16 protein-coding genes are annotated in these 16,773 nt (G+C 69.6%); 1 reads left to right on the top strand and 15 read right to left on the bottom strand.

Going from position 1 to position 16,773, the window contains the following annotated elements; all coding sequences use genetic code 11:
• Positions 1-22 precede the first annotated feature (22 nt).
• The 15 genes from ribBA to E6C76_RS15905 form a co-directional block, all read right to left on the bottom strand.
• The gene (gene ribBA / locus E6C76_RS15975) at positions 23-1,114 is read right to left on the bottom strand and encodes a bifunctional 3,4-dihydroxy-2-butanone-4-phosphate synthase/GTP cyclohydrolase II (RefSeq protein ID WP_136349215.1); all 1,092 of its coding nucleotides are present in this window, start codon (positions 1,112-1,114) and stop codon (positions 23-25) included.
• Positions 1,111-1,716 (bottom strand): riboflavin synthase, encoded by a 606-nt coding sequence (locus E6C76_RS15970; protein WP_136349214.1) that lies wholly within the window; start codon positions 1,714-1,716, stop codon positions 1,111-1,113. The genes ribBA and E6C76_RS15970 overlap by 4 nt, the downstream gene beginning before the upstream one ends.
• 132 nt (positions 1,717-1,848) lie before the next feature.
• Positions 1,849-3,672: a protein-disulfide reductase DsbD gene (dsbD, locus tag E6C76_RS15965; RefSeq protein ID WP_136349213.1), complete on the bottom strand. Its 1,824-nt coding sequence runs from the start codon at positions 3,670-3,672 to the stop codon at positions 1,849-1,851.
• Between the two features lie 43 nt (positions 3,673-3,715).
• Positions 3,716-4,054 carry a divalent-cation tolerance protein CutA gene (gene cutA / locus E6C76_RS15960; protein WP_136349212.1) on the bottom strand — a complete coding sequence of 113 codons (339 nt, stop codon included), beginning with the start codon at positions 4,052-4,054 and terminating at the stop codon, positions 3,716-3,718.
• A gap of 20 nt (positions 4,055-4,074) precedes the next feature.
• Complete coding sequence (locus E6C76_RS15955) at positions 4,075-4,686, bottom strand: glutathione S-transferase (RefSeq protein ID WP_136349211.1); 612 nt, start codon at positions 4,684-4,686, stop codon at positions 4,075-4,077.
• A 31-nt stretch (positions 4,687-4,717) separates the two neighbouring features.
• Positions 4,718-5,374: an alpha/beta hydrolase gene (locus E6C76_RS15950; RefSeq protein ID WP_136349210.1), complete on the bottom strand. Its 657-nt coding sequence runs from the start codon at positions 5,372-5,374 to the stop codon at positions 4,718-4,720.
• Positions 5,371-5,691, bottom strand: coding sequence for a (2Fe-2S) ferredoxin domain-containing protein (locus E6C76_RS15945; RefSeq protein ID WP_136349209.1), 321 nt, complete (start codon positions 5,689-5,691; stop codon positions 5,371-5,373). The genes E6C76_RS15950 and E6C76_RS15945 overlap by 4 nt, the downstream gene beginning before the upstream one ends.
• Before the next feature lie 24 nt (positions 5,692-5,715).
• A complete protein-coding gene (locus tag E6C76_RS15940; RefSeq protein ID WP_136349208.1) occupies positions 5,716-6,792 on the bottom strand; it encodes a VanZ family protein in 1,077 nt (358 codons plus the stop codon).
• 45 nt (positions 6,793-6,837) lie between these two features.
• Positions 6,838-7,374 (bottom strand): ubiquinone anaerobic biosynthesis accessory factor UbiT, encoded by a 537-nt coding sequence (gene ubiT / locus E6C76_RS15935; RefSeq protein WP_136349207.1) that lies wholly within the window; start codon positions 7,372-7,374, stop codon positions 6,838-6,840.
• A gap of 29 nt (positions 7,375-7,403) precedes the next feature.
• The gene (locus E6C76_RS15930) at positions 7,404-8,300 is read right to left on the bottom strand and encodes a U32 family peptidase (protein ID WP_136349206.1); all 897 of its coding nucleotides are present in this window, start codon (positions 8,298-8,300) and stop codon (positions 7,404-7,406) included.
• 34 nt (positions 8,301-8,334) lie between these two features.
• Positions 8,335-9,360, bottom strand: coding sequence for a ubiquinone anaerobic biosynthesis protein UbiU (ubiU, locus tag E6C76_RS15925; RefSeq protein WP_136349205.1), 1,026 nt, complete (start codon positions 9,358-9,360; stop codon positions 8,335-8,337).
• An 84-nt stretch (positions 9,361-9,444) separates the two neighbouring features.
• Positions 9,445-10,902: a sodium:solute symporter family protein gene (locus E6C76_RS15920; RefSeq protein ID WP_136349204.1), complete on the bottom strand. Its 1,458-nt coding sequence runs from the start codon at positions 10,900-10,902 to the stop codon at positions 9,445-9,447.
• Positions 10,903-11,130: 228 nt separating this feature from the next.
• On the bottom strand, positions 11,131-13,254 hold the full coding sequence (gene rocD, locus E6C76_RS15915) for an ornithine--oxo-acid transaminase (RefSeq protein WP_136349203.1): 2,124 nt from the start codon (positions 13,252-13,254) through the stop codon (positions 11,131-11,133).
• 96 nt (positions 13,255-13,350) lie between these two features.
• Positions 13,351-14,880, bottom strand: coding sequence for a ubiquinone biosynthesis regulatory protein kinase UbiB (gene ubiB, locus E6C76_RS15910; protein ID WP_136349202.1), 1,530 nt, complete (start codon positions 14,878-14,880; stop codon positions 13,351-13,353).
• 76 nt (positions 14,881-14,956) lie between these two features.
• On the bottom strand, positions 14,957-15,343 hold the full coding sequence (locus tag E6C76_RS15905; protein WP_211090246.1) for a hypothetical protein: 387 nt from the start codon (positions 15,341-15,343) through the stop codon (positions 14,957-14,959).
• Here E6C76_RS15905 and E6C76_RS15900 point away from each other — a divergent pair.
• A complete protein-coding gene (locus E6C76_RS15900; RefSeq protein WP_136349201.1) occupies positions 15,342-16,697 on the top strand; it encodes a lipopolysaccharide biosynthesis protein in 1,356 nt (451 codons plus the stop codon). The two genes, E6C76_RS15905 and E6C76_RS15900, sit on opposite strands and share 2 nt — an antisense overlap.
• Positions 16,698-16,773 lie beyond the last annotated feature (76 nt).

The following is a 16,773-nucleotide window of genomic DNA, read 5'->3' as shown; positions in this document are numbered from 1 at the left end:
TCGGGTTCCGGGTGGGTTCTGTTCAGGCTTCGGGGTCGACGAAGCCGGTGATTTCCAGGCCGAAGCCGGCCATGCTGGGGATCTTGCGCGGGCTGGAGAGCAGGCGCATGCGGCCGACGTCGAGCGCGCGCAGGATCTGCGCGCCGACGCCGAACAGGCGCGGGTCCCACTTGGCTGGCGGGCTGGCCTCGCCGGTCAGCCCGGCGAGCAGTTCCTGCCCGCTCTGCGGACGGTACAGCAGCACGATGACCCCGGCCTCGGCGGCGGCGATGGCCGCCAGCGCGCTGTTCACCGGGAAGCTGTGGCGGCCGCTGGCGGGGTCGAGGAAATCGACCACCGAGATCGGCTCATGCACGCGCACCAGGGTTTCGCGCCCGGGGCGGATGTCGCCGCGGCTCAGCGCGAAATGCACGTCGCCGGAGGTCTTGTCCTCGAAGGCGGACAGGCGGAAACGGCCGTGCGGGGTGTCGACTTCCTTGTCGGCCACGCGCTCGACCAGATGCTCGTGCGCCGCGCGGTATTCGATCAGGTCGCGGATGGCGCCGATCTTCAGGCCGTGCGTGCCGGCGAACTGCACCAGATCCGGCAGGCGGGCCATCGAGCCGTCTTCCTTGAGGATCTCGCAGATCACCGCCGCCGGTTCCAGTCCGGCGAGCTGGGCGAGGTCGCAGCCGGCCTCGGTGTGTCCGGCGCGGATCAGCACCCCGCCCTTCTGCGCGGTGAGCGGGAAGATGTGGCCGGGCATGACGATGTCGTCCGGCTTGGCGTGGCGCGCCACGGCGACCTGCACGGTGCGCGCGCGGTCGTGTGCGGAAATGCCGGTGGTGACGCCGGTGGCGGCCTCGATGGAGGCGGTGAACGCGGTGCCGTGCGGGGTGCGGTTGTCGCGCACCATCTGCTCCAGGCCGAGCTGGCGGCAGCGCTCCTCGGTGAGCGTCAGGCAGACCAGGCCACGGCAGTGGGTGACCATGAAGTTGATCGCCTCGGGGGTGACGAACTCGGCGGCGAGCACCACGTCACCCTCGTTCTCGCGGTCTTCCTCGTCGACCAGGATGACCATGCGCCCGGCACGGATGTCCTCGATGATTTCGGTGATCGGCGACAGCGCGCTCATTGTGCTTCCTCCTCGCGCCAGGCCTGCATGCGCTCGACGTAGCGGGCGATCAGGTCGATTTCCAGATTCACCCGGCTGCCGGCGGCGAGGTGCTTGAGGTTGGTCACCGCGACGGTGTGCGGGATCAGGTTGATGGAGAAATCCGTGCGCTCCACCCGGTTCACGGTCAGGCTCACGCCGTTGACGGTGACCGAGCCCTTGCGCGCGATGTAGCCGGCCAGCGCGGCGGGGGCGCGGATCACCAGTTCGTGGCTCTCGCCCACCGGGGCGAACTTCAGCACCTCGCCCACGCCATCGACGTGGCCGGTGACCAGATGGCCGCCCAGGCGGTCGGCGAGGCGCAGCGCCTTTTCCAGATTCACTTCGTTGCCCACCCGCTCCAGCCCCACGGTGCAGTTCAGCGTTTCGCGGGAAACGTCGAAGTTGACCCGCCCGCCGTCGCGCGCCACCACGGTCAGGCATACGCCGCTGTTGGCGATGCTGTCGCCGATGGCGACGTCGGAGAGGTCCAGCCCGCCGGCGTCCACCGTCAGGCGCACGCCATCTTCGAGCGGCTCGATCTGTTCGATACGGCCGAGGGCGGCCACGATTCCGGAAAACATGGGGGGTCCGTACGGATTGGGGAAGGCGCAATTGTAGGGCAAACGCGCGGCGCGTGCCGCGCCCGTGGGAGCGGCCTTGGCCGCGATGCGGCCTGCGAGGAAAGCTCCGCCGTATCGCGGGCTCGCCCGCTCCTACCGCAGCGCGCGGTCGAGAATCTCGCCGAACGGCCCGGCCTTCATGAAGCCGACCACGCGCAGGCCGTCGCGCTCCTGTCCGGCGGCGTCGAAGAAGATGGTGCCCGGCGGGCCGAACAGGCTGAAGCGGCGCAGCAGCGCCTTGTGCTCGTCGGTGTTGGCAGTCACGTCGGCCTTCAGCAGCAGCATGCGCTCCATGCGTGCGGCCACCGCCGGATCGGTAAAGGTGTAGCGCTCCATTTCCTTGCACGACACGCACCAGTCGGCGTAGAAGTCGAGCATCACCGGGCGGTCGCTGGCGGCCAGGCGGGCATCCAGTTCGGCCACCGAATCCACCCGTTCGAACACCGGCGCGGCGGTCCGCGTGGCGGCCTCGGCGCGCAGCACGGCGAGCGGCTGCAACGGATCGCGGGAGCCGGCCAGCGCGCCTGCCAGCAGGGCCGCGCCGGCCAGCAGCAGGATCACCCCGAATCCCTTCCAGAAGCGTTGCCAGCCGTGCGCGTTGGGCGGCAGCGGGTCCAGCGCATGCAGGAAGATGGCGGAAATCAGCAGCAGCGCGGCCCACGCCAGCATGGTGAACAACGCTGGCACCACCGGCGTGAGCAGCCAGATGGCCACCGCCAGCAGCATCACCCCGAAGGCCTTCTTGACGCCTTCCATCCACGGTCCGGCCTTGGGCAGCGCGCTGCGCGCGGCCACGCCGACGGCGAGCAGCGGCACGCCGGTGCCCAGCGCCATGACGAACAGCGCCAGGCCGCCGAGCAGCGCGTCGCCGGTCTGCGCGATGTACAGCAGCGCGCCGGCCAGCGGCGCGGCCACGCAGGGGCCGACGATGAGCGCGGAGAGCGCGCCCATCACCACCACGCCACCCACGCTGCCGCCCTTGCGGTGGGTGGCGCGGTCGGCCAGCCGGCTTTGCAGGGCAGTGGGCAGTTGCAGTTCGTAGAAGCCGAACATGGACAGCGCCAGCAGCACGAATACCAATGCAAAGGCGCCCAGTACCCAGACGTTCTGCAGTGCCGCCGACAGCAAGGTGCCGGACAGCCCGGCGGCCACCCCGGCGGCGGCGTAGGTCACCGCCATGCCCAGCACGTAGGCCAGCGACAGGCCGAGGGCGCGCATGCGCGAGATGTCCGTGCCCTGGCCGACGATGATGCCCGAGAGGATGGGGATCATCGGGAAGTGGCAGGGGGTGAACGCCAGCAGCAGGCCGAAGCCGAAGAAGCTCGCCAGCACCAGCGGCAGGCTGGCGCCGGAGAGCAGGCCGGCGATGCGCCCGCTTTCGTCCCCGCCGTCGGCGGACGCGGCGGCCGGCGCCGGGCTTCCCTGGGCGGAGATGCCACCCAGCGCGCGTTGCAGCAGGTTCTTGCCGCCTCCGCCACCGGGGTTGGCCAGATCGATCTGCGTGCTCTGCGGCGTGGGTGGGTAGCAGATGCCGCCGTCCCAGCAGCCCTGGCTGCTGACGGTGAGGCGGAAGGCGGTAAGGCCGTCGGGCACGCTTTCCACCGGCAGCAGGATGGACACCGGGCCGCGCAGGGTCTCGACCAGGCCGAAGAACTCGTCGTTCTTCATCTCGCCCTGCGCGCGCACCGGCTCGCCGAGCCGGACCTCGGGCGGGTCGGTGACGAAGCGGAACTTGTCGCCGTACAGGTAGTAGTCTTTGTGCACGCGGAAATCGACCTGCACGGTGTGCGGGTCGAGCGCGTGCGCGCTCATGGCGAAGGCCTTTTCCGGCTCGATGGGCGAGCCCTGGGCGTGCGCACCCGGGGCGAAGGCGGTCAGCAGGGCGACCAGGGCGGCGAGGAACGGCAGGCGGAACATTGTGGATACAGGCGGGAGCGGCGGGTTGTCGGGGGCGTGCGTTTCAGTCTTCCGTGCGCGGCGGCTGGGTTTCTTCCGCCACCCAGGCCAGATAGCCGGGCAGGCCGCGCTCCACAGGGACCGCGACGATCTCCGGAAGTTCGTAGGGGTGCGCGAGGCGGATCGCCGCTTCGACGGCGGTGTAGTGCGCGGCGGTGGTCTTGATCGCCAGCGGCACCTCGGCGGCCTCTTCCACTGCGCCCTGCCAGCGGTAGATCGACTGGCAGGGCGACAGGATGTTCACGCAGGCGGCCAGGCGCGCATCCACCAGCGCGCGGGCGATCTGCCGCGCGCTGTCGGCATTGGGCGCGCTGGTCATCACCAGCAGGACATGGTCGGGCATGGCGGATTCTCCTTGCACGCTCAGCCCACCGGCGGCACGCTGGCGGCGAAGCTCGGGCGGGCGAACAGGCGTTCGGCGTAGGCTCGCAGGCCGGGGTGGCGGGTGCGCCAGTCCACATCCGGGTGGCGCAGGTCCAGATAGGCCAGCGCCACGCCGGCGGACACGTCGGCGAGCGACAGGGCGTCGCCGTGCAACCAGGGGCGTCCGTCCAGGCGGCGTTCGAGTTCGGCCAGCGAGCGTTCGATCTTGTCCTGCTGGCGGGCGATCTCCGCGCCGCTGCGCTGCCCGTCGGGGCGCCTGGATTCCAGCAGCGCGGCCACCGCCGCGTCGGTGATGCCGTCGGCCAGTGCCTCGTTCTGGCGCACGCGCACAGCTTCCAGGCGGTCGGCGGGCAGCATCGCGGGCGGCGCGTCCAGGGTCTCCAGATAGCCGGCGATCACCGGGGAGTCGAAAAAGGTTTCGCCGTCGTCGGTGATCAGCACCGGCACCTTGCCCAGCGGATTGACCGTGGGGATGCGGGTGTTGGCCTCCCAGGGGGAGTCGACGACCAGTTCGCAGAGCAGGGCTTTTTCCGCCAGCAGGATGCGGATCTTGCGGGCATAGGGGCTGGTCAGCGAGGCGAACAGTTTCATCGTGGATTCCTCCGGGTGCGGGCGGCCGCGCTCAGCGCGGCGCCCAGACGCGCGCGACGAAGTCGCGGATCAGATGCAGCTTGCCGTGGAAGAAGTGGTCCGCGCCCGGCACCACCACCACCGGCAGTTCCTGCGGCCGGGCCCAGTCGAGCACGTTGGCGAGCGGCACGGTCTCGTCGTTCTCGCCGTGGATGATCAGGCTGGAAAGGCCGGCGGGCAGCGGCGGCGTGTCGTACTGCCGGGCGCCGTCGGCCGCGTTGCCGGCGGCCATGCCGACCAGCGCGAAGCGCTCCGCCCGGTACGCGTCGCCGGCCAGCTGGTTGGCGACCCGGCACTGCACGTAGCTGCCGAAGGAAAAGCCGCCCAGCGCCAGCGGCAGATCGCCCCAGCGCTGGCGTGCCCATTCGACCACCGCCAGCGTGTCCTCGGTCTCGCCATTGCCCAGGTCATGGCTGCCCTCGCTCTTGCCCACGCCGCGGAAGTTGGGGCGCAGCACGGCGTAGCCCAGTTCGCGGAAGGCGCGTGCCAGCGTATGGGTGACCTTGTTGGTGTTGGCGCCGCCGTACAGCGGATGCGGGTGGCACACCACGGCGATGCCGCGCACCTCGGCGGGCACGTCGATCAGCACATCCAGCGCGCCGGCCGCGCCGCGCAGCAGGGCGTTCTCGGTGGGGGCGGGCCGGCTCATGGGGCCTCCGGCAGGCGCAGGCGCTCGACCACCCGGCCGTTCGCCAGATGGGATTCGATGATTTCGTCGATGTCCTCGCGGTCCACGTAGGTGTACCAGGTCTCGTCGGGGTACACCACCAGTACCGGGCCATCGTCGCAGCGCCCGAGACAGCCGGCCTTGTTGATGCGCACGTTGCCGCGCCCCTTGAGGCCGAGCGCGGCAATGCGGTCCTTGGCGTAGGTCTGCATCTCGGTGGCGTGATGGTCGTTGCAGCTGGTCTCGCCGGGCTTGCGCTGGTTGCAGCAGAAGAAGACGTGGTGTTTGAAGTAGCTCATGCGGACTCCGGGGGAACCGCCCGATTATATGCGCCGTCCGTCGGCCAGGTGCTCGCCGCGCCACAGGCCGAGCGCCGACAGGTAGGCGAGGGCGAGGAAGGGCCAGGCCGCGGCGGCCACTCCGGTCAGACCGTGGAAATTGAGAAAGTGCCCGCCGGCCGGGTGGCGGAAGGACAGGTAGGGGTTTTCCGGCATCAGATTGACCAGCGCGGTGGCGGCCAGGATGGCCATGCCGGCCAGCGCGTGCTGCACCACGCGTGGCAGCAGCAGGCTGATGCCGAGCAGCGGCACGCCGATCGCCAGCCCCCGGCGGGCGCCGGGGGTCAGCCAGGCGAGGGGTTCGTCGGCCGAGAAGAAGCTGAAAGTGGCCAGCGTGGTGGCGCCCAGCGCCAGTGCGAACAACAGCAGGATGGGCCATACGCTGGGCGCCAGCATGATGCAGCGTACGAACAGGCCGACGCCGACCAGCGTGGCGGCGACGTGCGCAGCTTCCAGGAGGATGAAGCGCTCCGGCGCGAAGGCCACCGGATTGGGCAGATCGAGCGCCTGGCGCAGGTCGCCGCTGCCGAACAGCAGGCCGTCCGCGGTGAACTGGGTGAGCAGCCACAGCGCCAGCAGGATCAGCCCGGCGTCGCCGGTGTGCCCGCCGATGAAGCGCCGTCCGCGCCAGCGCTGCAGCCCACCCTGCGGGGCGAACAGCGCGCTGCCCCACAGGCTGCCGAAGAATGCGCCGATCAGGCCACCGAGCAGGTTGAAGCCCAGGTCGAGGTTGGAAGCCACCCGCGTGGGCAGGTAGTTCTGCGTGGTTTCCAGCGCCAGGCTGAGCAGGCCGGCGAGCAGCACAGTGGCCAGGATGCGTCCGAACGGCCCCAGGCGGCGGGCCAGCCCGGCGGCCAGAACAAAACCCAGCGGCACATAGCCGAGCACGTTGAGGACGATGTCCTCGACGCGGTAATAGCGTGGCCAGGGCGCGGTGAGATAGTCGAAGGGCGGCAGCCCGATGGCCTGCCAGCCGGTGAACGGGTGCAGGCAGGCGTAGGCGATCAGCGCCGCGTAGGCGATCGCCAGATGCAGCGGCAGGTTGGAGGAGGCGCGCGCCATCGGGCCGTTCCGGGGGGAGGAAGGCCCGATTCTATCGGCTTGGGCCTACAGGTCGGCCGGCCGGCGCGCGCGGCCGGGCAGCGGCAGGCGGGCGAGCAGCGCGGCGGGCGACCATTTGGTGGCCAGCGCGTCCCAATCCACCGCGTCCAGGGTGTTCTTCACCAGCAGGCCGAGTTCGGTGTCGCCTTCCATGATCAGCCGGCGGCTGAAGAACAGGGTGTCGGCATCCTCTTCGCGCAGCGCCAGGGCGAGGTAGTCGCGCACCGTGGCGGACAGGGTGAGATCGGCCTGGCCGCCGGCCGGCTGCGGGCGGAAGCCGCGTTCGGTGAGGCCGAAATCCAGCGTCAGGCCGGCGTCGGTGACGCGCAGGCGCAGGCGGCGCCCGGTCAGCGGCAGCAGGTTGTCGCGCGGCAGGATGCGCCCGAGGGCGAGATTGAGTGCCACGCTGAGCGCCAGCGCGGGCGGCTGCTGCGGCAGGCGGGCGACCAGGCGGCCCACGGCGGGCGGCAGGGTGAAGGCGGGCAGGCGGCGCGCGGCGGCCTGCAGCCGGCTGAAACTGGGCAAGGTGGGCAGGGCGGGCATGGCGGCAGTCCTGAAAAATGTGCGAAAGGTCAGGCGGCGACGTACTGCTCGACGCCGGGGCGGCCGTGCCAGAAGCCGTTGCACGGCGCTTCGTTCATCCATTGGGCGCTGGCGGCCAGGGCACCGGCCGGGTCGATCCTGCCGTCGAGCGCGGCGCGGAAGGTGTCCACCACCGCGGCGGTGTGTTCGCCCTGCGGGCTGATGCGCAGCACCTGGGCGCGCTCGCGTACCGCGGGCAGATCACCCAGCAGATTGTAGACGCGCGCCGATTGGGTCTGCACGCCGTTGAGGGTGAGGAAGGGTTCGCCCTCGCGGGTGCGCAGCAGGATGCCTTCGCTCATTCCCAGGCAGCGGAACTCACAGGTGTCCTTCTGCAGGTTGAAGTGGCGGGCGGTGAAGCAGCGCGCGGAGTGTGCGAGCGGCAGGCGGCCCCAGGCGAACACTTCGGTCTCCAGCGCCTGCGGCAGCCCGGCCTGCAGCGCGCCGAGGGCCTCGCCGGACATCTCCGGGGCCATCACCCAGCGCCGCGCGCCGGATTCGCGCAGCAGTTCCAGGGTGATCGGGTTGAACACGTTGAGCGTGGGGCCGGCCACCCAGTCCTGCCGGCCGGCCTCGGCGAGCAGGCGCACCGCGCCCATGTCGTTGGCCTCCACGCCGAAATCGCGCTGGGCGACGATGCGGCGCAGGGTCTTGAGATCGGATTCGGATTCGATCAGCGCCTGGGTGGACAGCAGCACTTCCTTGCCGGCGGCAGCCAGCATGCCGGCGACTTCGAGCCAGTCGTCGAGGCGCAGTTCGTGGCGGCGCGAGCACACCGTCTCGCCGAGGTAGACGATGTCGGCCGCGCTGTCGGCGACGTTGGCGTAGAAGTCGAGCGTGGCCTGGCGCGGCCAATAGTAGAGCAGGGGGCCGAGGGCGAGTTTCATGGTGCGGGCGAATCCGGTTGGGGCGGGCGGCGGCTTACTTCCACGGACGGTAGTAGGCGCCCAGGGTGTGGCTCTGACCTTCGGAGACCTTGTTGAGTTCGGCCATCCAGGCGGGCTGCACGGCGAAGTTGTCGGCATCGGCCATCACGCGGTCGAGCGCGGCGCGCCACACCTTGGTGACCTGGGCGACGTAGGCCGGGCTGCGCTGGCGGCCCTCGATCTTGATCGCGCTGACGCCAGCGCGCGCCAGCGTGGGCAGCAGTTCGAGGGTGTTCAGGCTGGTGGGCTCCTCGATGGCGTAGTAGGTCTCGCCGTTGACGTCGAAGCGGCCCTTGCACAGCGTCGGGTAGCCGGCGCGCTCGCCGTCGTCGAAGCGGTCGATGAGGATGCCGTTGAGGCGGGTTTCCATGCCCTTGGGGGTCTGTTCCCAGCGCACGTGCTTGCCCGGCGAGCAAGCGCCGTTGCAGTTGGGCGATTCGCCCGTGGCGTAGGCCGACAGCGCGCAGCGCCCCTCGACCATGACGCACAGGCCGCCGAAACCGAACACTTCGATTTCCACCGGTGTCCTGCCGATCACCTGTTCCACCTGGGCGAGCGAGAGCACGCGCGGCAGCACGGCGCGCTGGATGCCGAAACGCTCGTGGTAGAAGTTGATGGCCTCGTAGCTGGTCGCCGAGCCCTGCACGGAGAGGTGCAGGCGCAGGTTGGGGTGGGTTTTGGCGGCGTAGGCCATCAGCCCCGGATCGGCGAGGATCACCGCGTTCAGGCCCATCTCGGCGGCGCGGTCGATGGCGGCGGTCCAGTCGCTCCAGTTGTGCGCCTGCGGGTAGGTGTTGAGCGCCAGCAGCACCTTGCGGCCGCGCCGGTGGGCGTAGTCCACGCCTTCGCGCATGCTCGCGGGGTCGAAGTTCAGGCCGGTGAAGTTGCGCGCGTTGGTGGCGTCCTTGAAACCGAGGTAGACGCAGTCGGCGCCGTGATCGATGGCGGTCTTCAGGGCCGGCAGGCTGCCGGCTGGGCACACCAGTTCGATGCGTTGTCCGTTTTTTGGGGGAATGGTCATGGGGTTGCGGGGCTTTCGAAAGCCCCGCAACCATAGTTGCAGTGCGCCCCCCGTGCTTTGACCGGGGTCAAGGGGGCGGCACGCTCAGCGTGCGTGGTGGGTGGCGGCGGCGGCGCGGTGGTGGCCGGCGTGCGGGCGGTGGTGGTTGCGCGGGCCGACGTAGCCACCGATCAGCATGCCCAGTGCGGCGGCGAACAGGCCGAGGAGCTGCGGTTCGATGTCGCCTTCCGGCATGGTGAATTCGAGCAGCAGCCAGGTGGCTAGGCCGAAGGCGATCGCCAGCCCGGCGCCCAGGTTGTTGGCGCGCTTCCAGAACAGCCCGGCGGCCAGCGGCACGAAGGCGCCGGCCAGGGTGACGCGGTAGGCGCTCTCCACCATATGGTGGATGGTGGCGTCGGTGGACAGCGCGTAGGCGGTGACGATGACCGCGAAGCCGGCCACGGTGACGCGGGTGGTCCACAGCAGCTGGCGGTCGGTCATGCCGGGGAAGAAGCCGCGCACCACGTTCTCGGAGAAGGTCACCGAGGGCGCCAGCAGGGTGCCCGAGGCGGTACTCATGATCACCGACAGCAGCGCGCCGAAGAACACCACCTGGGCGGTGAACGGCATGTAGTCGACGATCAGCGTGGGCAGGATGCGCTGGGTGTCCTCGGCCATCAGGCGCTCGACCATGGCCGGGTCGACCAGCGTGGCCGAGTAGGCGAGGAACAGCGGCACGGCGGCGAAGAAGAAGTAGGCCATGCCGCCCAGCGCGGTCGACCACACCGCGATGTTCTCGTTCTTCGACGAGTTGACGCGCTGGAACACGTCCTGCTGCGGAATCGAGCCGAGCGCCATGGTGACCAGCGCGGCGGTCCACGCCAGGATGTCGAGCGCGTCCAGCTTCGGCAGCCATTCGAACTTGCCTTCGGCGGCGGCGCTGGAGATCACCGTCGTGAAGCCGCCGGCCATGTCGCTGGCCAGCCAGGTGACGTAGAGCAGGCCGGCGACGATGACGATCATCTGCACGAAGGTGGTGATGGCCACCGACCACATGCCGCCGAACAGCGTATACAGCACGATCACCGCCGTGCCGATGAGGATGCCCTGGGCGGGGGTGATGGCGCCCTGGGAGAGGATGTCGAAGATCAGCCCGAGCGCGGTGATCTGCGCGCCCACCCAGCCCAGGTAAGAAACGATGATGCAGATCGACAGGATCAGCTCGGTCTGGCGGTTGTAGCGCACGCGGAAGAAGTCGCCCAGCGTGAGCAGGTTCATGCGGTACAGCGGACGGGCGAAGATCAGCCCGAACAGCACCAGGCACAGCGAGGCGCCGAGCGGATCGGAGATCAGCCCGCGGAAGCCTTCGTCGAGGAAGGTGGCGGAGATGCCGAGCACCGTCTCGGCGCCGAACCAGGTGGCGAACACCATCGCCAGCACGATGTACATGGGCAGATTGCGGCCGGCGACGATGTAGTCGCGCGCGTTGTGCACCCGGGCGGCCGCGATCAGGCCGATGCCGATCGAGACGACGAGATAGGCGACGACGAGCCAGAGCATCATGGAGGGTTTTCTCCGCGAAAAGTAAGTGAATTTTTCGGGGCGAAGTGTAGCAACGAAAATCCTCCGAGTGGGGGGGATTTCAGCGGATTTGCGCGTAATTGTCCGGGAACTGCCTCGAAAGGCGCACAACATTGGTGCGCATGGAAACGACGCGTTCCGAGCGTCCGGAAAACTGCCCGGGAAACCGCCGGCGTGAGGGGTGTTTCGGCGCCTGCCCGCGTGTCTTTTTCAGTGCGTGGCGGACAGGATGCCCAGCACTTCGCCGACCGTGTCGGCCGCCTGGGCCAGCACGGCGTCGTCGATGATCAGCGGCGGCGACAGGCGCAGCACGTTGCCGCGCGCGTCGCGGGTGGCGATGCCGCGCGTGAGCAGCAGTTCGGCGGCGCGCGCGGCGCTGGGGCCGTCGGCGGCCAGTTCGATGCCGGTCAGCAGGCCGCGTCCGCGGATTTCGCGTACGCAGGGTGCCTGGCTGGCCGCGAGGCGCCGGCGCAGCTCCGCGCCCAGGCGTTCGGCGTGTTCCCAGATGCGCGTCTCGGCCAGCAGGTCGAGCACTTCCAGGGCCACCGCCGCGCCCAGCGGATTGCCGCCGAAGGTGGAGCCGTGGTCGCCGGGCTGGAAGACGTCCATCACCGCCGCGTCGGCGAGGAAGGCGGACACCGGCAGCAGTCCGCCGCCGAGTGCCTTGCCGAGGATCAGCCCGTCCGGACGCACGCCGTCGTGGTCGCAGCCCAGCAGGCGGCCGGTGCGCCCCAGGCCGGTCTGCACCTCGTCGGCAATCAGCAGCACGTTGTGGCGTGCGCAGATCTCCGCGCAGCGCGCGAGGTAGCCGGAGGGCGGCACAATCATGCCGCCCTCGGCCTGCAGCGGTTCGACTAGGAAGGCGGCGGTATGGGGCGTGATGGCTTCTTCCAACGCCTGCGGATCGCCGTACGGAATGCAGCGCAGGCCCGGCGGGAAGGGGCCGAAGCCCTGGCGGTAGCGCGCTTCCGAGGACAGCCCGACGATGGCGATCGAGCGGCCGTGGAAATTGCCCTGGCAGGCGATGATCTCCGCCGTGCCGGCGGGTACGCCCTTGACCTGGTAAGCCCATTTGCGCGCCGCCTTGAGCGCGGTTTCCACCGCCTCCAGCCCGGTATTGACCGGCAGCGCGCGCTGATAGCCGAACACCACGCACAAGCGTTCGAGCAGCATCGGCAAGCGGTCGTTGGCGTAGGCCCGCGAGGTCAGCGCGAGCCGGCCGGCCTGTTCGGTCAGCGCACCGAGCAGGCGCGGGTGGGCGTGGCCGAAGGCCAGCGCGGAGTAGGCGGCCATCATGTCCAGATAGCGCCGCCCTTCCACGTCCCACAGCCAGACACCCACGCCGCGCTGGAACACCACCGGCGGCGGCGCGTAGTTGTGCGCGCCGAATTCGCGCTCGCGCGTGCGCAGCAGATAGGTGCCCGCGCCCAGCGCGGCTTCCGCGCAGCGCATCGCCCGGATTGCCGATTCGCCGCGCGGATCGCGTTCCGGTACGTACTCGACGATCTCCAGCGCGGCCAGATCGCCGCAGGCGCGCAGCGCGTGCAGCGCATCGGCCAGTTCGGCGGCGCGCAGGCCGTCGGGCTCGGGGCACAGCACGGCGGGCATATCGAGCGGATCGACGGCATCCAGATCCACGCTCACGCCGAAGCCGGCGGTGCCGTCGCGCACGATCTCCAGCGCTTCGCGGAACACGGCGGCGAGCCCGCGCCGGTGGACCTCCGCCATGGTGAACACGCGCGCGCCCAGGCGGGTCAGGCGCTGCAATTCCTCCGCTTCCCAGGCACGCGCGCCGATCAGGCAGACCCGGTTCGGGTCCGGCCGTGGTCCGGGCACGCCGGTGAGCGCCTCGTGGCCTTCGCCGAGCAGGGCGGCCAGCGGCATGCCGTGGATGTTGCCGGAGTGGGTGCTGAGATCGGTGTGGCTGTCGAGGTGGGCGTCGATCCAGATCAGCCCGAGCGTGCCGCGCGGCTGCACGCGGCGCGCAACGCCGCGCCAGGTGCCCGCGGCCACCGAATGGTCGCCGCCGAGGATCAGCGGCAGGCAGTCCTGCGGCAGCGCGGCGACGTGGTCGGCCAGGCGGCGCAGATAGATGCCGGCGGCCTCCAGGCGTTCGGCCATCGGTGCGCCGTGCGGCGGCGCTTCGAAGGGGCGCAGTAGCGGATCGGCTTCGGCCGGGGCGCCGTGTGCGTTCAGGCGGCGCAGCAGGCCGGCGGCCAGCAGGGCTTCCGGTGCGGCGGCCGGGCCGGGCTGTGGCGCGCCCAGCGAGGAGGCCGCGCATACCACCCGGATGGTGCCGCGCGGTCCGTGGGGAAGCGGGGTGGGTGTGGTCATGGCGGCCGCCCTCTCGTCTGCGGGCCGGCGCCTGCGCTACCTCAGCGCGCGCCCGCGCCCCGGATGCCGGTTAGAGGCGCGCGTGCGGGGATTCGTTCAGCCCAGCAGGCGGACCAGTTCGATGCCGACGAGCACGGCGAGCAGTACGCCGATCAGCGCGACCAGGCGGCCCTGGCGGCGCTGCGCGCGTGCCAGGCGGGCGAGTTCCTCGCGGATCGCGGCCTGCTGGCGCGAAGGTTCGGTGAGCGCGTGATGCACCAGACGCGGCAGTTGCGGCAGGGTGCCGGCCCACGCCGGGGCTTCCTCGCGCACGCCGCGCAGCACCGCGCGCCAGCCCATCTGCTCGTCCATCCAGCGCTCCAGGAAGGGCTTGGCGGTCTTCCACAGATCGAGTTCGGGGTCGAGCTGGCGGCCCAGTCCCTCGATGTTGAGCAGGGTCTTCTGCAGCAGCACCAGCTGCGGCTGCACTTCCATCTCGAAGCGGCGTGCGGTCTGGAACAGGCGCAGCAGGGTCTTGCCGAAGGAGATGTCCTTCAGCGGCTTGTCGAAGATCGGCTCGCACACCGCGCGGATGGCGCTCTCGAACTCATCCACGCGGGTCTTCGCCGGCACCCAGCCGGCGTCGATGTGGGCCTGTGCCACGCGCTTGTAGTCGCGCTTGAAGAAGGCCAGGAAGTTGGTCGCCAGGTAGTTCTTGTCGACGTCGGTGAGCGTGCCCATGATGCCGAAGTCGAGCGCGATGTAGCGCCCGTCGGCATGCACGAAGATGTTGCCGGGGTGCATGTCGGCATGGAAGAAGCCGTCACGGAACACCTGGGTGAAGAAGATCTCCACACCGGCGCGCGACAGCTTCGACAGATCCGTGCCCTGCGCGCGCAGTGTGGCGATCTGCGAGATCGGCGTGCCGCGCATGCGCTCCATGACCATCACCGAGCGCCCGCACCAGTCCCAATACACCTCGGGCACGATGAGCAGGCTGGAATCGGTGAAGTTGCGCCGCAACTGCGAGCAGTTGGCCGCCTCGCGCATCAGGTCGAGTTCATCGGCCAAATACTTGGCGAACTCGGCGACCACCTCGCGCGGCTTCAGCCGGCGGCCTTCCGGCCAGAGTTTTTCGAGCAGGATGGCGGCGGCTTCCATCAGCGCCAGATCGTGGGCGATGACGCGCTCGATGCCCGGGCGCAGTACCTTCACGGCCACCTCGGTGCCGTCCGGCAGGCGGGCGAAATGCACCTGCGCCACCGAGGCGGAGGCCACCGGAGTGCGCTCGAAGTCGCGGAACACCTCGTCCACCGGCTTGCCGTAGAAGCCTTCCAGCACGGCCAGCGCCTGCTCGGTGGGGAAAGGCGGCACGCGGTCCTGCAGCAGCGCCAGTTCGTCGGCGAGGTCGGGCGGCAGCAGGTCGCGCCGGGTGGACAGCATCTGGCCGAACTTGACGAAGATCGGCCCGAGCGACTCCAGCGCGCGGCGCAGGCGCACGGCGCGCGGCTCGGCGAAGCGCCGCCAGAAGAACGGCACGTTCCAGACGCGGGCCAGGCGGCCGCTGGCGTCGGCGTCGAGCACCATGCGGTCGAGGCCGAAACGCAGGCCGACGGAGACAATCTTGGCGAGGCGGAGCAGACGCACGGGAATGGGATGGTGGCAGCGCTAAAGCGCGGACTTTAGCCGCAAAGCGGGGCAGGGGAAAGAGACGGAAAACCGCTCAAGGGGTTTCCGAGCGCTGCAGCGATCTGACGAGATCGCGCACCACCTGTTGATGCGCCTCCGTCAGTGCGGCGATATCACGCATCAATTGGTAATCGAACTGTCGATTCTGCTCGCGCATGCCGGCCAGTGCATGCCCTTGACCAAAACGCAACCATTCTGCGGTGACTCCGAGCCAGTCGGCGAGCACGCGAAGCTTGTCCTGCGCCGGGATGGCTTCGCCCTCCAGCCACTTGCGGGTGGCATGCAGCGTTACCGGAGCCCCTGGGTAGCGCCGATTGAATTCCCGTGCCAGTGCCGTGGGTCGCGCCGCATCGGGTGCGGCGCGCGCGAGGGCTTCGCGCAGGCGGGCACTGAAGGCGTCGCGTTCGAGATAAGGCTGCATGAGCACAACGCTAGCAGCCGGCTCGTCGTTGATTGGTATATGTTATAAATTGACTGAAAGTAAAGTTGTCGGCACACTCCGCCCATATGCCAGCCGGAAAGGGAGTGGCGGCGCCGGATGCCGGTCTGCCCACGAATTCCGTACCGCCGGCCGCAACGCTTCCTTTCACTCCATGCAGAACAATCAGCCTGCCTTGCCGGCATATGCCGAAGACGAAGTCGATCTGCGTCCATGGGCCTCCACGCTGCGGCGGCACAGGGGGCTGTTCGCAGTTGCCGGAATAATCCTTGGCATGGCGCTCGGCCTGGGGGCCAGCCTGTTGTCTACCCGCTATGTCACCGAAGGGCTGTTCCTCGTCCCCCTGATCCGCTCGGTGGGCGATTACAAGCCTTATGAAGCCAGCCTGGCCGACGGCATGCGCCTGCGACAGTTTCTGCACGACAGCGGCCAGGCCGGCACGCCGGCCGGAAGGGTCCTCCATGCACTCGCGGAGAACCCGGCGCGCTATGGAAGAACACTGAAACTTGAGCTTGCTGCTGCCCACGAGGATCGGGAAGGGTCCGGCATCAAGGCCGATGAATCGTCGTCCGCCGTGCTCGGTATTCGCATCGCCTTCGAGCACCGCGAAGCGACCGGTGGCGCTCCAGTGGTACTGCTGTCCGAATACGTCCGCGAATCGATCATCCGCGCAAGCATGGAGGCCATCCTGCCCGCCCGATGCAGCGCCTTTCGCGCACGCGAGCAGGAACTGCGCACTGCCCGGATCCGGAACGAACTGGCCATCCGCCAGGCCGAAAGCCGAATCGTCGGTCTGCTCGCGGCCATTGCCCACGATCCCGAGGCCGGCGCGGCGGGGTACCAGAAAGGCACGGAGCATTTCCTGCGGCCCGCCGTCCAATTGATGGCCGCGGAAATCCAGATCGCCGATCTGCAACTCGCCGCGGCCCGCCACACGCGCGACCGTCTGTCCGGCGCGCTGAAGCTCGAATACTACTGCCAGGCTCAGCAGGCGTTGCATCGGGCGCCTACCGGCCGTGCCTTCCTCGACCAGCTCAAGGATATCCAGGCTGCGGTGTTCCAGGGGCAGGACATGGCCGTGGACATCGTCGAACATACCTGGAACGAGCTCGGCGTGGAGCGCGAGGGATGGCGCGACGCCTATTTGTCCGGCATGCGGTTCGTGGTGCCGCCGGAAGGTGTGGAAGTCAGGCGGCGCCGGCTCGCTCCCGTGGCGAGCGTCGTGGCGGGCGGCATGCTGGGAGGCATGTTCGGCATCGTGCTTGCGTCTGGGCGCGTCCGGCGCATCCGGGAAGGCGGCGGCCGTGACGAAGACATGGCTGCGCAACAGGGGTAGCGCGCCAGCGCGCATCTCGGCCCGTTCATGCGATTGCCCCGGCGCGTTACGCGGTTTTACCGGGCGGGCGGGGGCG

It is taken from the genome of Pseudothauera nasutitermitis (assembly GCF_004801295.1).
Taxonomy (GTDB): Bacteria; Pseudomonadota; Gammaproteobacteria; order Burkholderiales; family Rhodocyclaceae; genus Pseudothauera; species Pseudothauera nasutitermitis.
Note: the sequence above shows the minus strand (reverse complement) of the source record. Positions and strands in the feature narration are given on the sequence as shown.

Coding starts and splice junctions, on each gene's coding strand:
- ribBA (WP_136349215.1), bottom strand. CDS start 1,114: ATGAGCGCGCTGTCGCCGATCACCGAAATCATCGAGGACATCCGTGCC.
- E6C76_RS15970 (WP_136349214.1), bottom strand. CDS start 1,716: ATGTTTTCCGGAATCGTGGCCGCCCTCGGCCGTATCGAACAGATCGAG.
- dsbD (WP_136349213.1), bottom strand. CDS start 3,672: ATGTTCCGCCTGCCGTTCCTCGCCGCCCTGGTCGCCCTGCTGACCGCC.
- cutA (WP_136349212.1), bottom strand. CDS start 4,054: ATGCCCGACCATGTCCTGCTGGTGATGACCAGCGCGCCCAATGCCGAC.
- E6C76_RS15955 (WP_136349211.1), bottom strand. CDS start 4,686: ATGAAACTGTTCGCCTCGCTGACCAGCCCCTATGCCCGCAAGATCCGC.
- E6C76_RS15950 (WP_136349210.1), bottom strand. CDS start 5,374: ATGAGCCGGCCCGCCCCCACCGAGAACGCCCTGCTGCGCGGCGCGGCC.
- E6C76_RS15945 (WP_136349209.1), bottom strand. CDS start 5,691: ATGAGCTACTTCAAACACCACGTCTTCTTCTGCTGCAACCAGCGCAAG.
- E6C76_RS15940 (WP_136349208.1), bottom strand. CDS start 6,792: ATGGCGCGCGCCTCCTCCAACCTGCCGCTGCATCTGGCGATCGCCTAC.
- ubiT (WP_136349207.1), bottom strand. CDS start 7,374: ATGCCCGCCCTGCCCACCTTGCCCAGTTTCAGCCGGCTGCAGGCCGCC.
- E6C76_RS15930 (WP_136349206.1), bottom strand. CDS start 8,300: ATGAAACTCGCCCTCGGCCCCCTGCTCTACTATTGGCCGCGCCAGGCC.
- ubiU (WP_136349205.1), bottom strand. CDS start 9,360: ATGACCATTCCCCCAAAAAACGGACAACGCATCGAACTGGTGTGCCCA.
- E6C76_RS15920 (WP_136349204.1), bottom strand. CDS start 10,902: ATGATGCTCTGGCTCGTCGTCGCCTATCTCGTCGTCTCGATCGGCATC.
- rocD (WP_136349203.1), bottom strand. CDS start 13,254: ATGACCACACCCACCCCGCTTCCCCACGGACCGCGCGGCACCATCCGG.
- E6C76_RS15900 (WP_136349201.1), top strand. CDS start 15,342: ATGAGCACAACGCTAGCAGCCGGCTCGTCGTTGATTGGTATATGTTAT.
- E6C76_RS15905 (WP_211090246.1), bottom strand. CDS start 15,343: ATGCAGCCTTATCTCGAACGCGACGCCTTCAGTGCCCGCCTGCGCGAA.